Origin of the sequence: Roseburia sp. AM59-24XD, from assembly GCF_003478445.1 — a bacterium.
In the GTDB taxonomy this organism is placed as follows: domain Bacteria; phylum Bacillota; class Clostridia; order Lachnospirales; family Lachnospiraceae; genus Jutongia.
In genome coordinates this window covers 1-21,907 of sequence record NZ_QUET01000032.1, presented here as the reverse complement: position 1 = coordinate 21,907, position 21,907 = coordinate 1, and the positions used below count along the sequence as shown (strand labels likewise).

Sequence of the window (21,907 nt, the reverse complement as noted above, 5' to 3'; positions counted from 1 at the left end):
TCACTATGAAAAAGAAAATCTGGAAAAAATTGATGTCAGTCGTCCTCTGCGGTGCCATGGTATTTTCGATGGCGGGCTGCGGAAATACCGGTGGAACAAACAGTTCCAGTGAAGCGGATTCTTCTGCGAAAACAAGCTCTGAGAAAACAGACAGCAAGAAAACAACCGTAGGTTTTATCTTTGTCGGAGCAAAAGATGATTACGGATACAATCAGGCGGCATACAATGCCAGCGTAGCCGTTGAGAAGCATTTTGGTGATCAGATTCAGGTGCTGCGTCAGGAAAATGTACCGGAGACCGAGGAGGCATCCAGAGCTCTGGAGCAGATGATCCAGAAGGGTGCAACCGTGCTCTTCCCGACATCCTACGGACATCTTGAGCCGGCAATGGATGTGGCAAAGAAATATCCGGATGTTACATTTTTCCATCAGGGCGGTTTAAAGACAATGGATAATCTTGGAACCTATTTCGGAACCATCTGGCAGAGCTTTTATCTTTGTGGTATCGCCGCAGGTGCCAATACAAAATCAAATAAGCTTGGTTTCGTGGCATCCTTCCCAATCCCACAGGTTCTTGCAAATATCAACGCCTTTGAACTGGGTGCAAAATCAGTGAATCCGGATGCGACAACCTCTGTCATCTTTACCGGAAGCTGGAGTGATCCTGCATTGCAGACAAGCTCCGCCAACACATTGATCGACAAGGGCATTGATGTTATCGCGCAGCATCAGGACAGTACGAAGACAATCGTTGAGCTTTGTGAGCAGAAGGGTGTTTACTGTGTCGGCGATCACGCAGATGCGTCAGAGCTTGCACCAAATACATGGCTGACCGGTGCTGTATGGCATTGGGATGACCTGTTCATCGATATGGTACAGACTGCGATCGACGGTAAGTTCGACGGAAGCAAATATGATGGAAAATATCGTGGTGGTCTGAAGGAGGGCGTAGTAGATATCGCTCCGTTTGGTAAGAGCGTATCAGAGGATACCCAGAAGAAGATCGAAGAGGAAAAGGATAAGATGATCAATGATGATTATAATCCATTCAGCGATGAGATCAAGGATCAGAAGGGCAATATCGTCTGCAAGAAGGGTCAGACACTGACCATTGATGAGATCGAGTCTATGGATTATCTGGTCGATGGTGTGATCGGAAGCACAAAATAAAGAAATAATTCAGATCGGGGAGCTGCTTCTTATGACAATGTGGGAGGCAGCTTTTCCCGTAAACAGAGAGGAACGGTGATTATGATGTATATAAATTCGGAACCTTACAAGTGGCCTTATAACGGAGATCTCAGAGCAGACAACACCGCACTGATGATCATTGATATGCAGACGGATTTCTGCGGAGAGGGTGGTTATGTGGATGCCATGGGATATGATATTTCCCTGACGAGGCGTGCGATCGAGCCGATCAAAAGGCTGCTTGCGGCAGCCAGAAAGGTGGAGGGTCTGACGATCATCCACACCAGAGAGGGGCATCGTCCGGATCTGTCGGATCTTCCGGAAAATAAGCGCTGGAGAAGCGCACAGATCGGCGCGGAAATTGGCGCAAAGGGACCGAAGGGAAGGATTCTTGTCCGTGGAGAAGAAGGCTGGGATATCATTCCGGAGCTTTATCCGAAGGAGGGCGAGATCATTATTGACAAGCCGGGCAAGGGAAGCTTTTGTGCGACAGATCTGGAGCTGATCCTTCGTCAGAAGGGCATTGAAAATATTATTCTGACCGGAATCACTACGGATGTCTGTGTTCACACAACGATGCGCGAGGCAAACGACCGCGGTTTTGAGTGTGTGATTCTTGAGGACTGCACCGGAGCCACTGATTTTGGCAATCATCAGGCAGCGATCAAAATGGTCACGATGCAGGGTGGCGTCTTTGGTGCCGTGTCTGACTCGGCAAGTGTGATTGAGGCGTTGGAGAAGCTGGCAGGAGAATAGCAATAAAAGATTTGTTGGCATAGGAAAGGATGTATTGGAATGATAGTAGATGCAAAACCATATGAATATACCTTTGATCCGGAGAAGACGGCACTTCTTGTGATCGATATGCAGAGAGATTTCTGCGAGCACGGCGGCTTCGGAGAGATGCTTGGCAATGACATTTCTGAGGTGACGGCAATTATACCGCAGGTTGGTAAAGTGATCGATCATTGCAGAAGTCTTGGCATGCCGGTGATCTATACAAAGGAAGGTCATCTGCCGGATCTGTCGGACTGTCCACCGAGTAAGCTGCGCCGCTCGAAGAAGCAGGGCGCTGGGATTGGTGATATGGGACCGATGGGACGGATCATGATCCAGGGGGAGCCGGGCAATGACATTGTGCCGGAGCTTTATCCGAAGGAAGAGGATATCGTGATCCATAAATGTGGTAAGGGCTCTTTCTATAAGACAGCCCTGGAAGATAATCTGCAGGAAAAGGGAATTGAATCGCTGATCGTGACCGGTGTAACGACGCATGTCTGTGTGCAGACCACGATCCGTGAGGCAAACGACCGAGGATACGAATGTCTGTTGATCAAGGATGCCAGTGCGGCATATGATCGTGCCGATCATCTGGCCTCTCTTCAGATGATCACGCAGCAGGGGGCGATTTTCGGATGGACTGCGGATACGGAGTCCTTGTTAAAGGCGTAGAAGAGAAAATGGTCTGTCCGAAAAAACGGACAGTATTTGGAGGAAACATGAACGAAGAGGAAATCGTAGAGCTTGCGGTCTGTGGACTGCACATGAGAGGCTTTGCGCTGGAACATCAGCTTACCGGACTGGGAGCAGTTTATGACAGAACCGACCACACAGCACCGGTTTACCGTATGGTTAGGACAGCGACAGAGCCGGAGAAACCAATGCTTGTCTGTACGCAAAACGGGACAGAGCTTGAGGTGGAGGTCTGGCGCATTGCATTGTCCCGGATCGGAAGTTTTCTGCAGATGATACCCGCGCCGCTTGGGCTTGGTAAGATGCGTCTGCAGGACGGGCAGGAAGTGATCAGCTTTGTCGGTCAGGCGGGGGCAGAGGAAGGTCTTACGGACATATCCCGCTATGGCGGCTGGCGGTATTATGTGCAGGAAACACAGAAATTGTCATAAAGACATAAAATGGGTGGTGAGAAACTGTGGCATCTCCACAAGGAAATCACCGGGGCGTATTGTTATCATAAGACTATAAGATATGAAAAAATACACAGGAAAGGAATGTTGTTTATGGAAGAAAAACATCTGACCATTGCATCGGTGAAGGCAGCATATCAGAGTGGAGAGAAAACGCCGACAGGATTGATGCAGGAAATCATAGAAAAAGCAAAGAAATACAGCGATAAAAATATCTGGATCATTGAGCCAGATATGGAACGGATCCGTCCGTACATAGAGAAGCTTGGAAAGATGGATTTTGGCAAAAAGCCATTGTGGGGAATTCCGTTTGCGATCAAGGATAACATTGATCTGGCAGGGACTCCGACGACGGCAGGATGCAAGGCATACACTTATGTGCCGGAGGAGAGCGCCACGGTGGTTGACCGTCTGATCAAAGCCGGAGCGATCCCAATCGGTAAAACAAATCTGGATCAGTTTGCAACAGGACTTGTCGGAACAAGAAGTCCTTATGGGGAGGTTTCAAATGCGCTGAAGCCTGAGCTAATCAGCGGCGGTTCCAGCTCCGGTTCGGCAGTGTCAGTTGCACTTGGAATGGCATGCTTTTCCCTGGGAACAGACACCGCGGGAAGCGGACGTGTCCCGGCGGCATTAAATCATCTGACCGGCTTTAAGCGACCTGTGGCGCATGGCCGTTAAAGGGAGTTGTTCCGGCATGTGCAAGTCTTGACTGCGTCACTGTTTTTGCGGATTCCGTGGAGGAGGCAATGAAGGTGGACAAGGTCGTACGTGGGCTGGATGAATCCGACCGTTGGTCGAAGGATGTGTCCCGAAAAGAGGACAAGCTTCCGGAATGTATTTACCTGCCGGAGCAGGAACCGGAGTTCTACGGACCATATGACGTGCAGTACAAAGCAGCATGGGACAAGACGATTTCCTTCCTGAAGCAGACGGGCTGCAAGGTGCAGAGAGTGGATCTTAGCTTTTATCAGAAAGCGGCGCTTCTGTTGTATGGAGGTCCCTGTGTGGCGGAGCGCTGGTGTGATCTGGGAGATTTTGTAAAAGCGCACAGCGAGGATATTTTCCCGGTGACAAGAGAGATTCTTATGACCGGTGACCGCCCGGATTACACGGCGGCATATCTGTATGATACGATGCATGAACTGATGGAATACAAGAGACGTTCCCGGAATCTGCTGAAGGATGCCGTCATGATCTTTCCGACCTGTGCGGGAACTTACACAAGAGATCAAGTGCGGCGCGATCCGATCAATACCAACAGCGATATGGGAAAATATACCAATCACTGCAATCTGCTCGATATGAGTGCGATTGCTGTTCCGGGTATTGATGCCGGAGAAGATCTTCCGTTTGGAATCACGATCTTCGGGCTTGCCGATGCAGAGCATAAGATCGTGGCGGTGGCAAAGAAGTGTCGTGCCTATGCGTAAGCGTAATGCAAAACAGTATTTGCAGGCGGAAGAAATTTTCGTTCCACAGTCTTCTGTGGAAGGAGAACCATCTGATGTGAATTTATGCAGCCAAAATCTGTCAGATTGTGAAAAAGTCACGACGGGAAATGTTCTGCTTTCCGGAAGGATTCATTCGGTATTTCATCATGTGATCAATGTTGTGACAGAGCAGGGGACGCTTTTCTCATTGGTGAATCAGGGGACAGAAACCTTTGCGGGAGCCATTTTGCTTGTGGAGGATATAGATTTGAAAACCCTGCTGCTTAAGGCAGGAGATCCGGTTGTCTGGCAGACGGATATGATCTGTCTTGGCAGCTTAGTTCATATTTCGCTGGATCATGTGCAGGTCCAAACAGTTCCGTATGTCCCTGAAATCGGACAGAACATTTCCCGACAGACCATAAGTCGGATCAGTCATCTGGTGGAAATATACGGCAATAAAAGCAGTCTTTACGATGCGTTATTTGATCAGCCGTATCTGGATGAATATGGAAAAATGTTTCGGGAGAGGCTGCATCGTCTGCAGGCGGCTCTGGCAGCCGGGACGGCTTTGGAGAATCGAAAAACCGGCACCGGTCAAGTGGCTGCAGAGACTCAGAAGGCTTGCACAGATCAAGTGGTACCGGCAGATCAGAATGCTTGTACAAGTCAGAGGTGTTTTGATTATGATTATCAAAGCAAGATCCGGCAAGCGGTATCCGGCTTTCTGGGGCTTGGAATCGGTATGACACCATCGGGAGATGATTTCCTGTGCGGATTGTTTGCGGCAGCTACGCGAGAGGAGATTCCTGGCGCGGGGCGATGGATATGGATCGATACCGGGACTGGATCCGTGGAAGTACCGGCGCAGTCAGCAGTGCCATGCTGGAAAATGCCTGGCGTGGTCTGGTGAGAAGGTCTCTGTGGCAGTTATTTGATGCAATGGCACAGGGGGACTGGGAGGTGCAGAAAAGAGCCGTACATAATGTGATCCGTTATGGAAGCACATCGGGAACCGATATGATGTGCGGCGTTTTGTTTGGACTTTCGGGAGGAACAAATATATGAAGAAATATATTGAGATACGCAAAAATGAATATTATGATTCCGTGACGCTGATGTCGCTGTCAGCGCAGATCAAAAAGCGGGATGATGTGGACAATATCGTGGTGTCCATGGGAACCGCGATGAACAAAGAGCTTTTGGAGCACGTTGGTCTAAGCAACGATGAGGTGGAAAGCTGTGATGAAAATGATCTGATGATCGCTTTTGAGATTTCCGATAGCACAGAGGAAGAGGAGATAAAGCAGGAGATCGAGCGCAGACTGAAGGGCGATGAGAGCGGTAAGGAGCATCAGAAAGAAAATTATACTAGCCTGAAACAGGCGATGTCGCAGGAAGAGGAGGCGGATCTGGTTGTGATCTCTGTTCCGGGAGAATACGCCGGACGTGAGGCGAGAGTGGCTTTAAAGGCAGGAAAAAATGTCATGCTTTTCAGCGATAATATTACGGTCATGCAGGAAAAAGAACTGAAGGAACTGGCACATGAGAAGGAGCTGCTTTTGATGGGTCCCGATTGTGGGACATGTCTGATTAATGGAGTGGGACTCTGCTTTGCCAATCAGGTCAATGCCGGAGATATCGGTATCGCCGGGGCATCCGGAACCGGAATGCAGGAGGTAATGACGCTGATCAGCGAATATGGTGGCGGTATTTCCAATGCGATCGGAGTCGGCGGCCGGGATCTTAGCCGGGAGATTGGCGGGATCATGATGAAGGATGCGCTTCGTTTGCTGCAGGCAGATGAGCGGACAAAGATCATTGTTATGGTGTCCAAATTACCGGACAGTGAAGTGTTTGAGCAGATCCGGGAACTGATCCGTGAAGAGCTGACCAAACCGGTGGTTCTTGCGATCACAAACAGAGAGCCGGTCGAGGTTTCCGAAGAAAATGTGATTGTGGCAGAATCCCTGCGGGAAGCAGCGGCAAAGGCAGTTGAGCTTTCCCGTGGAACCGTGGTTCTTCCGTGCGAAAATATTATTGCGGATACCATCTCTTTTTCACCGAAACAGAAATATATTCGCGGACTTTATTGTGGCGGTACCCTGTGCGCAGAGAGCTTCTATTATCTGCAGAATAAGTTAAAGGACGTATATTCCAATGTTTCCCATGAGGAATCTTCAATGTTGGAGGATGTATTTGCGAGTCATGGAAATGTGCTTTTGGATCTTGGTGACGATCAGTTTACGAATGGAAGACCGCATCCGATGATGGACCCGACGATTCGCAATGAAAGAATTCTCGAGGAATGTAAGGATCCGGAGACAGCAGTAGTTTTGCTTGATTTTGAACTGGGATATGGCTCCGGTGCAGATCCTGTCGGAGGGACGATCGACACGATCCGGGAAGGAAAAAAACTTGCGGCAGAAGAAGGACGCGAGGTGGTTTTTGTGACGTATGTGTGCGGGACAAAAGCAGATTCGCAGAATAAAGCGCAGCAGAAAAAGCTGTTGGAGGATGCGGGCTGCATGGTTGCGGAGAGCAATATCGAGGCAGTGAAGCTTGCCTGTGAACTCGTGTCGGCACAATAAATAAACAGACATATGCAGAGCGGTTTGTTTGCCGGAATTGTGTGGGAAAGGATGGTGCATCAGATGAATCCAATATTAAACAAGGATAAAATATCTATTATAAATGTAGGACTGAAACGGTTTGAGGAGGACATGGAGGCACAGGCGGCAACGGTCTGTCAGGTAGACTGGAAGCCGGTTGCGGGCGGTAATAAGGAAATTCTTGCTGCGCTGGATGCGATCGAACCGATGCGTGACAAAATTGCGCAGGCGAATGCGGAGGTGATCGCAAGGATCCGTGCGGCAAAGCCGATGCTGGTTGATATCCGTCCGGCACTGGAATGTATTCCGGGAATGACCAAGACGACGATTCTTCATTCCGGACCGGATATTGACTGGGATGAAATGTGTGGCCCGATGCGCGGAGCTGTGATAGGAGCCGTGATCTATGAGGGGCTGGCTTCCGATGCCGCTGAGGCGGAGAAGATCATCGAAGAAGGAAAGATCACCTTCGGAGCGTGTCACAGCTATCATGCCGTGGGTCCGATGGCAGGAGTGATCTCTCCATCCATGCCGGTTCATGTGATCAAGGATATGACCAATGGCACATATGCATACTGTAACGTGAATGAGGGACTTGGAAAGGTGCTTCGTTTCGGAGCATATTCCGAGGAAGTATTAAACCGCCTTGCATGGATCCGGGATGAATTTGCGCCGGCGCTTCATAAGCACTTGCTCTGACGGACGGCATTGATATTCAGTTGATCACGGCGCAGGCACTGCAGATGGGCGATGAGTGTCACAACAGAAATAAGGCGGCGACAAGTCTTTTCTATAAGCAGATCAGTCTGCTTCTTCTGCAGGCAGTGGAGGATAAAGAGGTGCTTGAGAGAGTGCTCTCATTTATTGCGGGAAACGATCACTATTTCCTCAATCTGTCGATGCCGGCATGTAAGATCTGTCTGGCGGCAGGACAGGGCGTAGAATATGCAACCGTGCTCACGGTTATGGCACGAAACGGTGTCAATTTCGGTATTAAGGTCAGCGGTCTTCCGGAAGAGGAATGGTTTGAGGGAGAGTCCAACTATATTGAGGGACTTTACTTCCCGGGCTACGGCAAAGAGGATGCAAACAGAGATATCGGAGACAGCGCGATCACAGAGACGATGGGGATCGGCGGCTTCGCCATGGGCGGCGCTCCGGCAATTGTACAGTTTGTTGGAGGAACAACGGATGATGCGCTGGCAGTGTCCCGAAAAATGTACAGTATCTGCGTGGACAGTAACCCGGCATATGCTCTGCCAAGCCTGAATTTCAAGGGAAGTGCAATGGGAATTGATATGCTTAAGGTGATCGAGACGGGAATCCTTCCGATCATCAATACCGGAATCGCCCATAAGGATGCAGGCGTAGGACAGATCGGTGCGGGAATTGTTTCACCGCCAATGGAATGCTTCTATAAGGCGCTGCTTGCTTATGTCCGCAAGTATACTTCTGGAAATGAATAGGAATGATGCACATGAGTACATATGTAATAGCAATTGGTGGGAACGCGCTGGCACAGAATGCCGGAGATCTGGACCGGATCCTTCGTGAGATCGCTGTGGCAGCAGTCGATTTTGCGGTGAAGGGTCATCATATCGTGCTGGTTCATGGAAACGGACCGCAGATCGGTAATCTTGTGATCCAGAATGAAGCGGCACGCCCGGTCATCCCGGAAAATTCCATGGATGAGTGTGTGGCAATGACGCAGGCAATGATCGGATATCCGTTGCAGCAGCACATTTATAATGAACTGCAGACAAGAAAAAGTGATCTGCAGGTAGCTACAATCGTGACACAGGTATTGGTGGATCGGGATAAGCTGGAAAGCCTCAAGCCGACCAAACCGATCGGACCGTTTTATACGAAGGAGCAGGCACGGCAGATCGCAGAGGAAACCGGCATGGTGATGGCGGAGGATTCCGGGCGGGGTTACCGCCGGCTGGTTGCATCTCCAAAGCCGGAAGGGATCGTGGAGATCGATACGATCCGCAGACTGTTAGATGCCGGTGCGATCGTGATCAGCGGTGGCGGCGGAGGCATCCCGGTTGTGCGGGAAGCTGATGGAAGCCTGCAGGGAGTCAGTGCTGTGATTGACAAGGATTTCACAGCGGAGCAGATCGCCTGTGACACCGGTGCAGATGAACTGCTTATTCTGACCGGCGAGGAATATGTTTCTGTAAATTATGGCACTTCGGATCAGCGTGCACTGCATCAGGTGACGCTGCAGGACATGGAAACATATATTGAGCAGGGACAGTTTCCGGAGGGTAGCATGCTTCCGAAGGTGCAGGCGGCAAAACGCTTTGTCACTCACCGGCAGGGCGGAACGGCAGTCATCGGATCACTGACCCGAATATGGGACATACTCGATGGCACCAGCGGAACGAGAATACAATGCGGGTAAGCACTTTAGTCCCTTCCTTCTCCCCTCAGAACCTGATCAAACAAACGCGCATTTTCTAATGTCATTTCCAGAGGACAGACCGCACTTTCGGTTTGTCCTTTTTGTATACAGGAAATTACTTCTTTTGCTTCATAATAAAATCCGTTTTCTTCGCCCTCATGGAAATCTTCCACCAGACGGTCGTTCAGATCATAGAGTCTGGCACGGTTGCCGAAATGGATCTTAGGAATGTGAATGTAGCCGTCGCTTCCGTAAAGGTAGGCATCCTCCGGCATTTTGGTCGTGAAGGAGCATTGGATGTTGGCGATGCAGTGCTCCAGCTGAAGATTTAAGCTGACCATATCATCAACGCCGGTTGGATAGTCCTTTTTCAGAAATTGCATGGCAAGGATTTTCTGGTCGGCATAGTAGGGCAGAAGCTCCATCGGATAGATGCCGATGTCGTACAGGGAACCGCCACCAAGCTCCGGATAAAACAAACGTCTGCTGTATTCCTTATCTGCTTTCCAGCCGATATTTGCCTGCATCAGATGAAGCTCGCCGATGCGGCCGTCCCGGATCCACTGGCGAACGCGTGTGGACTTTGGCAGAAAACGTGACCACATTCCTTCCATCAAAAATAAATGCTTTTCGCGTGCAAGATCAATGACCTCCCGGGCCTGTGCGCCTGTCTGCGTCATTGGCTTTTCGCAGATAACATGCTTGCCCGCCAGAAGACATGCCTTGATATTGTCATAATGTGCATTGGAAAGTGTTGCGATGTAGACCACATCAATGTCCGGATCGGCAAGCAGTTTTTCGTAGCTGTCATAATATAAAGAAAGTGATTCCTTCTTGGCCCACGCTTTGGCGCGCTCCATGGACTTGCTTGCAACTGCAGTGACGTCTGCCTCTGTTGTCATGCGGACTGCTTCGATAAATTTATGTGCAATATTTCCTGCACCGATTATTCCAAAATGTAACATAATATCTTTCTATCCTTTCTGAAAATGGAGAACTAAACCGCTCATTTCTACAAAAATAAATCCCCATCCATTATAACAGATGGGGATTCGTTTTGATACGCCCTTCGGCGTAAATATCCAAGCTTATCCGAGCAAAGCCTTATCCGAATCAAACTCTTCTCCGGATACTTCCTCAAACTTCACTAAAAGATCCTCTACGGTGAGACGTTTCTTCTCCTCGCCGGAAATATTCAGGATCACACGTCCGTTGTTCATCATGATCAGACGGTTGCCGTGTGCGATCGCATCACGCATGTTGTGTGTGACCATCATAGCGGTCAGGTGATTCTCCTCGATGATCTTATCGGTGAGGGCGAGCACCTTTGCCGCTGTCTTTGGATCCAATGCAGCGGTGTGTTCGTCCAGAAGCAGAACCTTCGGCTTCTTTAAGGATGCCATCAGCAGAGTGACTGCCTGACGCTGTCCACCGGACAACAGACCGACCTTTGAGGTCATACGATCCTCGAGACCAAGATCGAGAGTCTTTAACAGCTCGTGGAACTGAGTCTTCTCCTTCTTGGAGATACCCCAGCCAAGACCACGTCTCTGACCACGGCGGGCTGCCAGTGCAAGGTTCTCATCGATCTGCATGGTGGCAGTGGTTCCGGTCATCGGATCCTGGAACACACGGCCAAGGAATGTGGCACGCTTAAATTCAGGAAGTCCTGTGACGTCTACACCATCGATCAGGATAGAACCTTCATCAACCGGCCAGGAGCCTGCGATGGCATTGAGCATCGTTGACTTGCCGGCACCGTTTCCACCGATGACGGTGACGAAATCGCCTTCGTCAAGAGTCAGATCTACGCCATTTAAGGCGTGCTTCTCGTTGATCGTGCCAAGGTTGAAGGTTTTATGTACATTACGAATCTCTAACATTTATTTGCCCTCCTTTGCTGACGCACTGCTTAAAGCCGCTGCAGAACGCTTTCCGGCTTTCTTGAAGGAGCTTTTGCTCTTTCCTTTCAGATACGGAACTGCAAGGAAGACTGCAACAATGATCGCTGTGAACAGCTTCAGATCATCACTAGGCATCTTCAGCCAGAGAACGATACCGATAACGATATAGTAGATGATACCGCCGAGTACCACGAAGGTAAGGCGTCCCTTGAAGTCCATGTGCTTTCCGAGGATCGCATCACCGAGAACCTCGCCGATGATCACGGCTGCGAGACCGATAACGATGCCGCCGCGTCCCATGTTGACATCGGAGAAGCCGGAATACTGTGCCAGAAGTCCGCCGGACAGAGCAACGATTCCGTTGGAGAGGGCAAGACCGATCAGCTTCATCGTGTCGATGTTGATTCCCTGTGCCTTACTCATGGCCGGATTGCATCCGGTCGCACGGATCGCAGAACCCTGCTCAGTACCGAAATACCAGTAGAGAAGTGCGATGAGAACGATTGCAAATATTGCGCCAACGATAATCGCATGGGTCAGCTGGCGGGAAGAAATGATCAGGTTATACTTGTCAATACTGAGTGCCTGGTTTGCATGACGATCCATGATATTCAGGTTGATCGAATACAGCGCGATCTGTGTCAGGATACCGGCAAGGATCGGTGGAATACCGAGCTTGGTATGTAACAGACCGGTGCAAAGTCCGGCAAGAAGTCCGGCGATGCAGGCACAGAGAAGTGAAACCCAGATGCTGTGACCATTGATGGTCATCATAACGGTAACGGCTCCGCCGGTTGCGAAGGAACCGTCAACGGTCAGATCGGCAAAATCAAGCAGGCGGAATGTGATGTATACGCCGAGTGCCATGATACCCCAGATCAGACCCTGTGCAATATTGCCCGGAAGCGCATTCGTAAATGCGACCGGATTCAATGTTGCGAAATAATTTAATAAAGACATGTTAATCCTCCAATACGCCAAAATTATTTGGTAGAAAGCTTTTCGTAATCATCCGGTACAGTTACCTTCAGATCGTCAGCGCGGTCTGCAATATATTCCTTTGTGAACTTAGGAGCTGTCTTAACTTCCATCTTTGTGATGTCAGCGTCGTTTACGAGAATGTCATAAGCCATCTCACCGGTCTCGTATCCGAGATCATAGTAGCTGATAGAAAGTGTTGCAACACCACATCCCTTTGCAATACCTTCCTCACCGGCGAAGATCGGAGTCTTAGCAGGACCGGCTACGTTGTTGATCGCCTCTGTACAGGATGCTGCTGTATTATCGGTAGGAATGTAGATTACATCAGATGCGTCACATGCGCTCTTTGTAACGGAAGCAACATCATTGGAATCTGCGAAGGTGTACTCTTTGATCTTGTAGCCCTCATCTTCCAGATACTTTGTGATCGTTGTAGACTGGTAAATACTGTTTGGCTCAGAAGAGCAGTAGATAATACCGATGTTCTTGGCATCCGGGAAAAGCTCCTTGATGCATTTGGCCTGCTGGTCCAGTGGAGCAAGGTCGGTTGTTCCGGAAACGTTCTTGCCGGTTACGCCGTTCCAGTCAGAAATATCAAGAGCAGTACCATAGTCTGTAACAGAGGTACCAAGTACCGGAATGCTGTCTGTTGAGGAAACAGCAGCCTGAAGAGCGGCTGTTGCATTACCCAGGATCAGATCATAGTTGTTAGTTACGAATGATGTACAGATGGTAGAACATGTCGGTGCGTCACCGGCTGCGTTCTGCTCATCGAATTTAACCTTATCGCCGAGCTTATCCTTCAGAGCCTTCTTGAAGCCGTCTGTAGCAGCGTCAAGAGCTTCGTGCTGTACGAGCTGGCAGATACCGATGGTATAAGTCTTGCCTGATTTGTCTGCTGTAGAATCAGAACCGCCGTTAGTAGTTGCGGAATTGCCGCAGCCTGCAAGTCCAACGACCATTGTCGAAGCGAGCGCTACGGATAAAAGTTTCTTGAATGTCTTTTTCATAGTTAGATTTCCTCCTTGATGTTGCCGGTACGCAGAACGGTGAAATCCTGCTGTACTAAATAATGTGTGCAATTGTATAAATTATAGGGTTTTACGGGAAATAAGTCAATATTAGATAATACACTGGTATTTTTTCAAAATATGAATTACAATAATAAAATATAAGAAGAAAATGATGCAGGAACAAAAGCAGACAGTGATGCGGAAGTTCGTGGCATCAATCAGCAATAAAGTTAAAATACGGGTAAGGGGACAACGAACAGATGAGTGACAGCAGGGAACGAGAGAAGAGTTCGCTAAATGGGACAGAGCGTACAGGGTCAGGGAGAGGTACATTGCCGGAGGGAACCGTCTTAAATGGACGCTATAAGCTGGAAAAGGTGCTTGGCAGAGGTGGCTTTGGCATTACCTACAAGGCACTTGATATGAATGTGCAGGTGGATGTTGCCGTGAAGGAATATCTGACCGAACCGGGAGAAGAGCCGGAGCGTGCCGTGCGCGAGGCACAGATTTCGGCATCCCTTTATGATCTGGAGGGAATCGTGGCAGTGCGCGATTACTTTATCGATCGGGGGATTGCCTATATCGTGATGGAATATGTCCAGGGTATCAGCATTAAGCAATACATTGCGCAGCATGGACGTATGGATGGGAAAGAGGTTCTTGCGGGCATGAAACCGCTTCTCAAATCGATCCGGAGGATTCATGAGAAGGGGATCGTTCATCGGGACATCAGTGCGGACAATCTGATGATCACGCAGGATGGGAAGCTAAAGCTTATTGATTTTGGCGCAGCAAGCCTTCTGGATCCGAAAAGAGAAGAGCATACGATCCTTATTAAAAGGGGATTTGTTCCGGTGGAGCAGTACCGCTCCGAGGAGAAGATCGGTCCGTGGACTGATGTGTATTCGCTCTGCGCCACGATGTATTTTATGATCACAGGCATGGTGCCGGAGGATGCCATGGAGCGATGGATTTCCGATAAGATCACGAATCTGCAGGATATTTTCGGAACCGGGCTTGCGCCGGAGCAGTCAAAGGCGATCATGAAGGGGCTTGCGGTGAAGAAAGAGGATCGGTATCAGGATGTGGTGCAGCTTGCTGAGGTTCTTTATGATGAGCATGTGATGCGTCAGAACCTCTGGTTTCGCACCGAGGAGCTTCCGCACCAGATGCTGTCCGGTGGGCATACACAGACTGTGCGCCGGGAGGCAGCCGCATTTTTGAAAAAGAGCGATCCCAAAAAGAAAATGATCTGGAGAGTGGCAGCCGGTGTTATTATATTTGCGGCAGTTGTTGTGCTGTGGATTTATCTTGGCGGACCGGGAAGCAGAGGGCAGAAGAAGGGCTTGCAGCCGGAGAAAGCAGCCGTTTCTGTGACAATGCAGCCTGCCGCAACAGATGGTGTCACGTCATCAGTACAGCCGGACGAAGCAGGCGATACGACATCATCGCCGTCCGGTAAAGAAGATAATACGACATCAACCTCCCGGTCTGATGAACCTGTATCCGCAAAGCCGCAGTCTTCAGATGGAGCAGGGAAATCTGACGGGAAGAACAGTGCTACGACAAACAATACCGGTTCCAAGGCGGCTTCAAATAAAACTCCAGCCAGACACGCCGGCGCAGACCGTCAGTCATCCACAAAGACCGGCACAGGGAATACGTCGTCAAAGTCCACGAAATCATCGGCGGGAACTGTTTCTGCCAAACCGGCAAAGAAGCCGGCAGCAACGAAAAAGCCATCGTCCGGTTCCGGAAAAGACAGCAACTCCGGTGGGGATTTTGAGGGAGATTTGGATGATCTTTTACAATAAACAATATGACAAAAAAATAAACCAAATAAGACAGCTCTATGATATCCTTAGATCATGGAGTTGTTTATTTATACTATAAAATCAGAAAGTATAATAAATGATCGCTTCTGATTTCATTAAGATAACCGAAGGAGAATACATAATGAGTGATACGTATTGTAAACAACTATATCGTGATATCACAAGTAACTATTATCAGGAATTTACTTCCTTTATGACAAAGCACTGGTATCCGGAAATCTTAGGGGATTCCGAAATCACACAGGAAGAGCGTCAGGGAGCTTATCAGAATTTCTATAAGACGATCAAGGATGCCCGGATCGCAAACCGCCAGACGATCCGCAGATGGTTTGGGCTGAGCGAACAGAGCATTCCATCCAGAACCTATATTTTCAGGATTGCGCTGGCAGCAGGGCTGTCGGTGGAGGAGACCGAAGAGTATCTGCAGCTTGGCATTTCACAGCAGGGGATTCAGGATAACGATTACCGGGAATTTATCGCGCGATATTGTCTGGATCATGGGCTCGGGATCGACAAATGTCGTCGGATGATCGAGTTTTATGAGCGTAAAAGTCAGAACAGAGGAAAATGGGAGCAGGAAAGTAACACGAACTGGGTACGGGAACAATACACGGTAGTCCGGGATTATCCGGAGGAGGAGTTTCTGGTCTGGATGCATAAACACCAGAAATATTTCAAAGGCTACAGTCTGACGGTACTCAAATGCTATAGACAGCTTGTGGAAGAATGTCTGATCTTTTTGCGCAAGGATGTGATGGAGTCTCTGGCGCAGGAGCTGCAGGCTGCAGGCTTTATGGAGTGGCGTGAGCAAAAGGGACAGAAGGGCGTTTACGGTGGAACGGAGATTGAGCGGTTTGTCAAAAATCGTCTGCGTACGATCCGAAATCCGTTGTCGCCGGACAAGGCAAAGGAAATACGTCGTCTGGCAAGCGTGGCATATGCACCGCAGGACCGCATCAGCGATCTGGTGCTGGAGCTTTACTCCACAATGCCGGGGCGAAACAAGCACCAGGACAAATATGCACTTTACAATGCACTTGGCGGAGAGATCCATCGTGTCGATAAAAAGTACATTTCCGAGCTGCTCAACTCAGCAGTGCTTCGGGAAAAGCAGATGATTCTGCAGATGGAGCTGGCAGCCGAAACAGACGAGGCAGCCCGCCGGACCAAGGAAAAAGAATTAAAGAAATTCAAGCAGCGCATTCATCTGGTGCAGCGTTCAGATTTGTTGGTGCTGGCGCAGTACATCATTTACCGAAGGATAGAAGAGATTTCAATGCTGTACGAAAAACCGTACAGTGCCCAAACAGCAAAAGACGAATTCTGTGAGCTGGCAGACGGTATGCTGGAGCTATGTGGCATGCGCAGGGTCGATGACAGATATATGCTCGACCATGTACTTTTGTCCTGCTTCGCAGAGGAGGATATATACCTGTTCATTGAAATTATCGAGGGCGGCGAATAAAGGTGGTGCAGAATGGAACATGCAAAACTGAGTGTGGAAATCCTGTCGTACGATCGCACGGGTGTAAAGAAAGTGATCAGAGAGTTGGATGGAGGGATTTTCAAGGGGATAAAAGATGTTGTTAAGGTGAAACCAATTGCCAGAATGGGAACGGGATTGGTTGTGTCATTTCTAAAATTAATTGCTCAGGTACCAGACGTGGGAAAACAGGCATTGCACATTAAGGGATTGCAAAAAATGGCAGCAGGGAAGGGAAGTCATGCAATTAACAAAAGCATAAAGAAAGCACTGAACCTGAAAGAAAAACAGAAATTTATTTCTATTGAAGAGATCTCGATCAAGAAAAAGAAAGGAGAGAAAGCGATGAAGCTGGAAGTAGAGTTGAAGGATATTGATCTGACGAAAACACTGGACGTTGTATTGAAACAGATGAAACAGCAGCAGACCGATAAGCGCAGGAAAAAACTAGAGACATACAAAGAAAACGGGGATGCAAAAGCTGCACAGAAGCTGGATAGCAACGATGTCCTGAAAAGCGGTCAGAAGTTGATGTTTCAAATGCTGGAGGCAATCAACAGTGAAGTGGATAACGACAGGAAATTTGCGCTTGTTCAGAGTCTGGTTGCGTGGGCGAATGACAGTGGACTGGCTGGAATTGTCTTAAAAACGCTGGCGGAAAGCGATGGGAAAATGGGTGAAATGATTCAGGCGATGAAGCTTGAGATCGGAGAAATATCATTGACGGAGTAGAAGTTATTATCATAGGTGACGGAGTGGGAGGAACGCTTATGTTGTTTAATACAAATCATTATATTAAAGTATTTATGGATACCCTGCACAAAAGCAAAAAGTATGCGGGGGATCATGCAGAGGCTGCAAAATACTATGATGTCCGGACGATGGATGAGCTGGCAAAACAGCATGTTGACCGGGAGGGAAGCTTTTTGATCCGTGTGACCGGAGAAGATTCCTACCAGGCGGCGAGATCCCTGAAAAAGCAGGGTGCTTCGGATGTGCTGGTGCTTAATTTTGCCAATTCCATTTCGCAGGGCGGAGGCGTGCGGATCGGAGCAAGAGCGCAGGAAGAAGACCTGTGCCGGACATCAACATTATACAATTCCCTGATCTCGCAGGAGGCATTCCCGTTTTACGATTACAATCGCAAAAATGACAAAAACGAGAGTGGATCTGACACGGCGATTTACTCGCCTCATGTGTTTATCATCAAGGATGAAAAGTACCACGACATTGCGCCGGTAGAAGTATCGGTTGTGACAATGGCGGCACCGATCAACGAACCGGGGATCCATGCAGCAGAAATTCTCGATCAACGGATCTATAAGCTGCTTTGTCTGGCGGAGAGCATCGGACATAAGAAACTCGTACTCGGAGCCTGGGGCTGCGGCGCATTTGGCAATGACCCACAGGAGGTTGCCGAATTTTTTCGGGATAATCTGAAGAAATTCGACTGCTTTGAAGAAGTGGTATTTGCAGTGCGGATGGTGGCAGGACGGGACGAGAGGAATTATCAGGTGTTTCAGAAGGTACTAAAAAAACTATAAAATACAAAAATGGAGGAATCATTATGGAAAATCAAAGAACAATAGAACAGAGAATTGAAAACTTTAAGGGGATTTATAACCGCTTAGAAAAGATAGTGGACAATATTCCCGATGCCATTCCGAATACTGTGACGGACATGATTAAAAAACAGATTCTGGGGGACGAAAATCTCCGGGAACTTATTAATCAATTAGATCATCATCGTCCGCCGAGAATCTTTGTTATGGGACGTACCGGAGTTGGGAAGAGCAGTTTGATCAACGCATTATGTGGCATGTACGTTGCAGAGGTAAGTGCTGTCGATATTGGAACGAAGGAGACTGTAAGTTACAGCTGTAAAGAGCAGGGCCGAACGCTTATGGATATTTTAGATTCTCGTGGATTTGCGGAACATGAAGGAGAAAATACAGAGACTGCTGAAGAACAATTATGTGATGATATTATAGAATTTGATCCAGACGTTGCACTTTTAATCATAGGATGTACGGATAGATCGAATGCAACAGATGATGATATAGATTTTATAAAGAAAGTTCGGGAGAAATATTACAAAAAAAATAATGCAGAGCTTCCGGTTGTTGTTGCGTTGAACAGAGTGGATGGAGTTATGCCTGCGAGAGAAACGGATCCAAATAGTTATTCCGAAAAGAAATTAAATCGGATTCAGGAGCATGCAGCGTTCTTTGAAGAGAAGTTTGATAAGAAACAGTTTAATGCAAGTGCTGTGATTCCGGTATCTTCATTAATTGATTGGAAAAATGATCAGGGAGATGAAATAGATCTGGATGATATTAACGAACTTTCAGCGGAAGAACGTAAACGGTTGGAAATCAGTTATGATGGCCGTTATAATATTGATAAACTTCGGGAAAGTTTGGAAAATGCAATTGCTGACTATGAGGCTCAGATGGGGATGAGAATGGCTTTTAAATTGGAGGAATTGGTTTTAAAAATTGCCAATCATGTCAACAAAGCGATGTCGACTATTTCTGGGACAGTTGCACTCAGTCCAATTCCAATCAGTGATATTTATATCTTATTGATTATTCAGGCATTAGATACGGTTATGATAGCAGCTTTAGCCGGAAGTGAGATATCAATAAAAACAGCTAAGGATTTTGTTATACGCTTAGGAGGTATGGGAGGAGCCGGATTCGGTTTTAGATTGGCAGCACAGCAGGGATCCAAACTTGCAAATATGTTATTCCCGGGAGCCGGTTCCACGATCAGTGCGGCGATTGCCAGTGGAGGAACCTATGCCATTGGAAAAGCAGCTATCAATCATTACATTTTAGGGTACAATGAAATTGATGTGAAAAAGTTATTTGAAAAGGACAAAAAAGCTGATAAAGAAAATTAAATATAAAATTTGGTAAAATTGATAGGAGCAGAGGCAATATGTCTCTGCTCTTAATGCTTTTGGTGCAATTGCTGTCACTTTGTATTTGGTATTATTTGCTGTTATAACAGAAGGAATGTTTATTTTTTGTCTTAAAATATTACATTCGACATATGGATGATGTCAAAAAATAAACCACTTCATCCACATAGTTGTTATACTAAATTTATAAACAATGAGAGTGGTTTAGTAAAGAAGGTGATATGATGTCGTGGTTGATTGACCCAATTATTTCCTGGCTGACGATTCTGGTTATGCGTAGTGGAGATTCTATAGGTGTTAAGGGAATATTGATATTTTTTTTGGCAGTGCTTGGAACAGGCATTGCACTGTTTGTTGGTGCATGGCTTTCTGGGAAAAACAATGAGTGAGGAGGACTTTGAATGAAGAATGTAAAAAGAATTTTATTGTCAATGATTTTAGTGGTCGTTATACAGCTGTGCTTTCCGTGTGATACGATCAGTGCGACAGAGTTGTCTGCTTCAGGAAGAATTACCGGATTGCAGAATGGTGATGCTGCAAATGTTATTTTGTATAACAATTATCAGTCGTACAGTGCTGCAACAGATGAAAAAGGCGATTATTCTTTCAGAGGCATAGAGTTGGGTGATTATTTTGTCAAAATTGATATGGCAGGATATTCTGTACCAAAACCTGTACAGGTGAAAGTAGAGAGTGCGGGTGTGGTCGTGCCGGACATGGAAGTGACAAAGGCAGCGGAATCGGATTATTTTTATCAGTGGAAGGCTGATGATACTTATTTCGGATACGAAGAAACGGCGAATGTTGTCAGTCCATGGAAAGTAGAATTTCTAGATGAAGATGTATATCCAAGTGATGCCACAGATTCCATTCGTTTATATCAGAAATATAAGGTTATCTTAAGTGATGAAGAGGAAAAATGGGCGGGAGATTACACCTCTCGTTTTTATGAATTGTATCAAAATATTCCGCAGCAGGGAGAGAAAAAGCCAAGTAAGTGGATTCTGACCGATAAACATATTAATAATGATATTACAATTACATATGGCGAAGAAGCAAATACGGTAACTTTATCAAAGGATGTTTTTCAAAACGCAATTCCAAGAAAAGCAAAAGTGAATGGAACTTTGGGAACTTTTTTCTCTAATCGTCTTTATGATGCTTTGGTGCGCTATGTTACACATGACGGGGAAGATATTGATGCAGTAGACTATATTCTGGTTCAGAATTTTGGGTGTTCTATCAAGGTTCCGGATTATGAGGAATTGACCGCAGGGGTAACGGATGAGACAGCGGCGGCTTTTGAAATGTTTAAGCCGGAGGAGCTGGTTGCTATTTTAAATATGTTTGAAGAGATGCCAAGTGGTTTTCATAAAATCAGTGGTTTGAAGTATTTAATAAGACGGACAGATGGAACTAAAAATCCAATATATCCAGATGCTGCAGCGGTTTCGTGGGTACATCATGATCCGGGATATATGGAATTCGTTGATGTTGCATTTAAAGGAGATCAGGTATCGGATACATTTCGTTTAATGCTGCATGAGAAATCTCATTTTTATATCGTGCACCGAAAATCCAGATGAAACCGTTAAACACTCAGGCGATCATCCGTAAATATATGGATATTTTTCAGATGGAGAGGGAAGACGCCATGCAGATGGCGGATCTGACACAGGGGTATCCGTTTGCGTTTCAGGTGTTAGGTTATCTGACATGGAATAATCATGGTGACTATCAAAATGTACGCACGGAATATGTGATCGATAATTATTGATCATATGGAAGCGGAAGCAGGAACACCAAACGGGCTGCTCCTATAATATGTATCCGTAATTCTGGACACATACCATAGGGGCAGCCGTAGTCCGTGCATAATACTTTGCCTCCGGTGACGTAATAAGACTTGTTGTCAACGCCGCAGTCGTAGGAAGAGTCGGCGCCGGTGTAGGTGCTTGTTATGGTGTCGTTTGGATCGAGGTCACCAAGCCGTTTGCCTTGTTTGGACAGACGTGTGTAGACACGTTCCTGATTGGAATCTGTGTGCTCGTATACCAGTGATTTTCCGTATGAGCCAAGGGAGTAAATGGAGACTATGAGAAAAAGTCTGTAAATAAGATTCTTCTATGATAATGAAAGGCAAAAAATTCTTTGTCAGAGCTTTTTGCCCTTTAGTTATATATAACAGTTGAAAAATG

General features: G+C 47.4%; 21 protein-coding genes and 2 pseudogenes. 19 read left to right on the top strand and 4 right to left on the bottom strand.

Going from position 1 to position 21,907, the window contains the following annotated elements:
* Positions 1-5 precede the first annotated feature (5 nt).
* The 11 genes and pseudogenes from DXA20_RS13615 (at position 6) to DXA20_RS13565 (ending at position 9,567) form a co-directional block, all read left to right on the top strand.
* Positions 6-1,169 carry a BMP family ABC transporter substrate-binding protein gene (locus DXA20_RS13615; RefSeq protein ID WP_118561534.1) on the top strand — a complete coding sequence of 388 codons (1,164 nt, stop codon included), beginning with the start codon at positions 6-8 and terminating at the stop codon, positions 1,167-1,169.
* An 81-nt stretch (positions 1,170-1,250) separates the two neighbouring features.
* A complete protein-coding gene (gene biuH / locus DXA20_RS13610; RefSeq protein WP_022304920.1) occupies positions 1,251-1,946 on the top strand; it encodes a biuret amidohydrolase in 696 nt (231 codons plus the stop codon).
* 39 nt (positions 1,947-1,985) lie between these two features.
* Positions 1,986-2,642: a cysteine hydrolase family protein gene (locus DXA20_RS13605; RefSeq protein WP_118561532.1), complete on the top strand. Its 657-nt coding sequence runs from the start codon at positions 1,986-1,988 to the stop codon at positions 2,640-2,642.
* Between the two features lie 47 nt (positions 2,643-2,689).
* Positions 2,690-3,094, top strand: a complete 405-nt coding sequence (locus tag DXA20_RS13600; protein ID WP_022304918.1) for an allophanate hydrolase-related protein — start codon at positions 2,690-2,692, stop codon at positions 3,092-3,094.
* Between the two features lie 114 nt (positions 3,095-3,208).
* Positions 3,209-3,796: an amidase family protein gene (locus tag DXA20_RS17230; RefSeq protein WP_158577244.1), complete on the top strand. Its 588-nt coding sequence runs from the start codon at positions 3,209-3,211 to the stop codon at positions 3,794-3,796.
* A 38-nt stretch (positions 3,797-3,834) separates the two neighbouring features.
* Positions 3,835-4,548 (top strand): annotated as a pseudogene (locus tag DXA20_RS17225) (amidase family protein); the annotation flags it as partial.
* Positions 4,541-5,461, top strand: coding sequence for an oxamate carbamoyltransferase subunit AllH family protein (locus tag DXA20_RS17220; RefSeq protein WP_279222383.1), 921 nt, complete (start codon positions 4,541-4,543; stop codon positions 5,459-5,461). The pseudogene DXA20_RS17225 and the gene DXA20_RS17220, both read left to right, overlap by 8 nt.
* Positions 5,377-5,616, top strand: coding sequence for an oxamate carbamoyltransferase subunit AllH family protein (locus tag DXA20_RS13580; RefSeq protein WP_158577243.1), 240 nt, complete (start codon positions 5,377-5,379; stop codon positions 5,614-5,616). Before DXA20_RS17220 ends, DXA20_RS13580 begins: the two co-directional genes overlap by 85 nt.
* Positions 5,613-7,139: an acyl-CoA synthetase FdrA gene (gene fdrA / locus DXA20_RS13575; RefSeq protein WP_118561522.1), complete on the top strand. Its 1,527-nt coding sequence runs from the start codon at positions 5,613-5,615 to the stop codon at positions 7,137-7,139. The genes DXA20_RS13580 and fdrA overlap by 4 nt, the downstream gene beginning before the upstream one ends.
* Positions 7,140-7,151: 12 nt before the next feature.
* A pseudogene (locus DXA20_RS18040) lies at positions 7,152-8,626 on the top strand (oxamate carbamoyltransferase subunit AllG family protein).
* Between the two features lie 11 nt (positions 8,627-8,637).
* Entirely contained in the window at positions 8,638-9,567 is a 930-nt protein-coding gene (locus DXA20_RS13565; RefSeq protein ID WP_158577242.1) for a carbamate kinase, read from the top strand.
* Between the two features lie 5 nt (positions 9,568-9,572).
* On the opposite strand, the gene DXA20_RS13560 is transcribed toward DXA20_RS13565, so the two are convergent.
* The 4 genes from DXA20_RS13560 to DXA20_RS13545 all read right to left on the bottom strand — a co-directional run bounded on the left by DXA20_RS13560 (position 9,573) and on the right by DXA20_RS13545 (position 13,462).
* On the bottom strand, positions 9,573-10,532 hold the full coding sequence (locus tag DXA20_RS13560; protein WP_022304912.1) for a Gfo/Idh/MocA family protein: 960 nt from the start codon (positions 10,530-10,532) through the stop codon (positions 9,573-9,575).
* A gap of 123 nt (positions 10,533-10,655) precedes the next feature.
* Positions 10,656-11,450, bottom strand: coding sequence for an ABC transporter ATP-binding protein (locus tag DXA20_RS13555; protein WP_022304911.1), 795 nt, complete (start codon positions 11,448-11,450; stop codon positions 10,656-10,658).
* The gene (locus tag DXA20_RS13550; protein WP_022304910.1) at positions 11,451-12,431 is read right to left on the bottom strand and encodes an ABC transporter permease; all 981 of its coding nucleotides are present in this window, start codon (positions 12,429-12,431) and stop codon (positions 11,451-11,453) included.
* Positions 12,432-12,454: 23 nt separating this feature from the next.
* Entirely contained in the window at positions 12,455-13,462 is a 1,008-nt protein-coding gene (locus DXA20_RS13545; protein WP_118561518.1) for an ABC transporter substrate-binding protein, read from the bottom strand.
* 263 nt (positions 13,463-13,725) lie between these two features.
* Here DXA20_RS13545 and DXA20_RS13540 point away from each other — a divergent pair, with 263 nt between their 5' ends.
* The 8 genes from DXA20_RS13540 to DXA20_RS13510 all read left to right on the top strand — a co-directional run bounded on the left by DXA20_RS13540 (position 13,726) and on the right by DXA20_RS13510 (position 21,486).
* A complete protein-coding gene (locus DXA20_RS13540; RefSeq protein WP_118561516.1) occupies positions 13,726-15,279 on the top strand; it encodes a serine/threonine protein kinase in 1,554 nt (517 codons plus the stop codon).
* Positions 15,280-15,421: 142 nt separating this feature from the next.
* Positions 15,422-16,765 (top strand): hypothetical protein, encoded by a 1,344-nt coding sequence (locus DXA20_RS13535; RefSeq protein WP_118561514.1) that lies wholly within the window; start codon positions 15,422-15,424, stop codon positions 16,763-16,765.
* 12 nt (positions 16,766-16,777) lie between these two features.
* Positions 16,778-17,515 carry a hypothetical protein gene (locus DXA20_RS13530; RefSeq protein WP_022304905.1) on the top strand — a complete coding sequence of 246 codons (738 nt, stop codon included), beginning with the start codon at positions 16,778-16,780 and terminating at the stop codon, positions 17,513-17,515.
* Positions 17,516-17,553: 38 nt separating this feature from the next.
* Positions 17,554-18,327 carry a TIGR02452 family protein gene (locus DXA20_RS13525; protein WP_118561512.1) on the top strand — a complete coding sequence of 258 codons (774 nt, stop codon included), beginning with the start codon at positions 17,554-17,556 and terminating at the stop codon, positions 18,325-18,327.
* 23 nt (positions 18,328-18,350) lie between these two features.
* Entirely contained in the window at positions 18,351-19,688 is a 1,338-nt protein-coding gene (locus DXA20_RS13520; protein ID WP_118561510.1) for a GTPase family protein, read from the top strand.
* Between the two features lie 245 nt (positions 19,689-19,933).
* Positions 19,934-20,098, top strand: coding sequence for a hypothetical protein (locus DXA20_RS16260; protein ID WP_022304902.1), 165 nt, complete (start codon positions 19,934-19,936; stop codon positions 20,096-20,098).
* A 12-nt stretch (positions 20,099-20,110) separates the two neighbouring features.
* Complete coding sequence (locus tag DXA20_RS13515) at positions 20,111-21,295, top strand: carboxypeptidase-like regulatory domain-containing protein (RefSeq protein WP_118561508.1); 1,185 nt, start codon at positions 20,111-20,113, stop codon at positions 21,293-21,295.
* Entirely contained in the window at positions 21,292-21,486 is a 195-nt protein-coding gene (locus DXA20_RS13510; RefSeq protein ID WP_243100680.1) for a hypothetical protein, read from the top strand. The genes DXA20_RS13515 and DXA20_RS13510 overlap by 4 nt, the downstream gene beginning before the upstream one ends.
* The last annotated feature ends 421 nt before the right edge of the window (positions 21,487-21,907 follow it).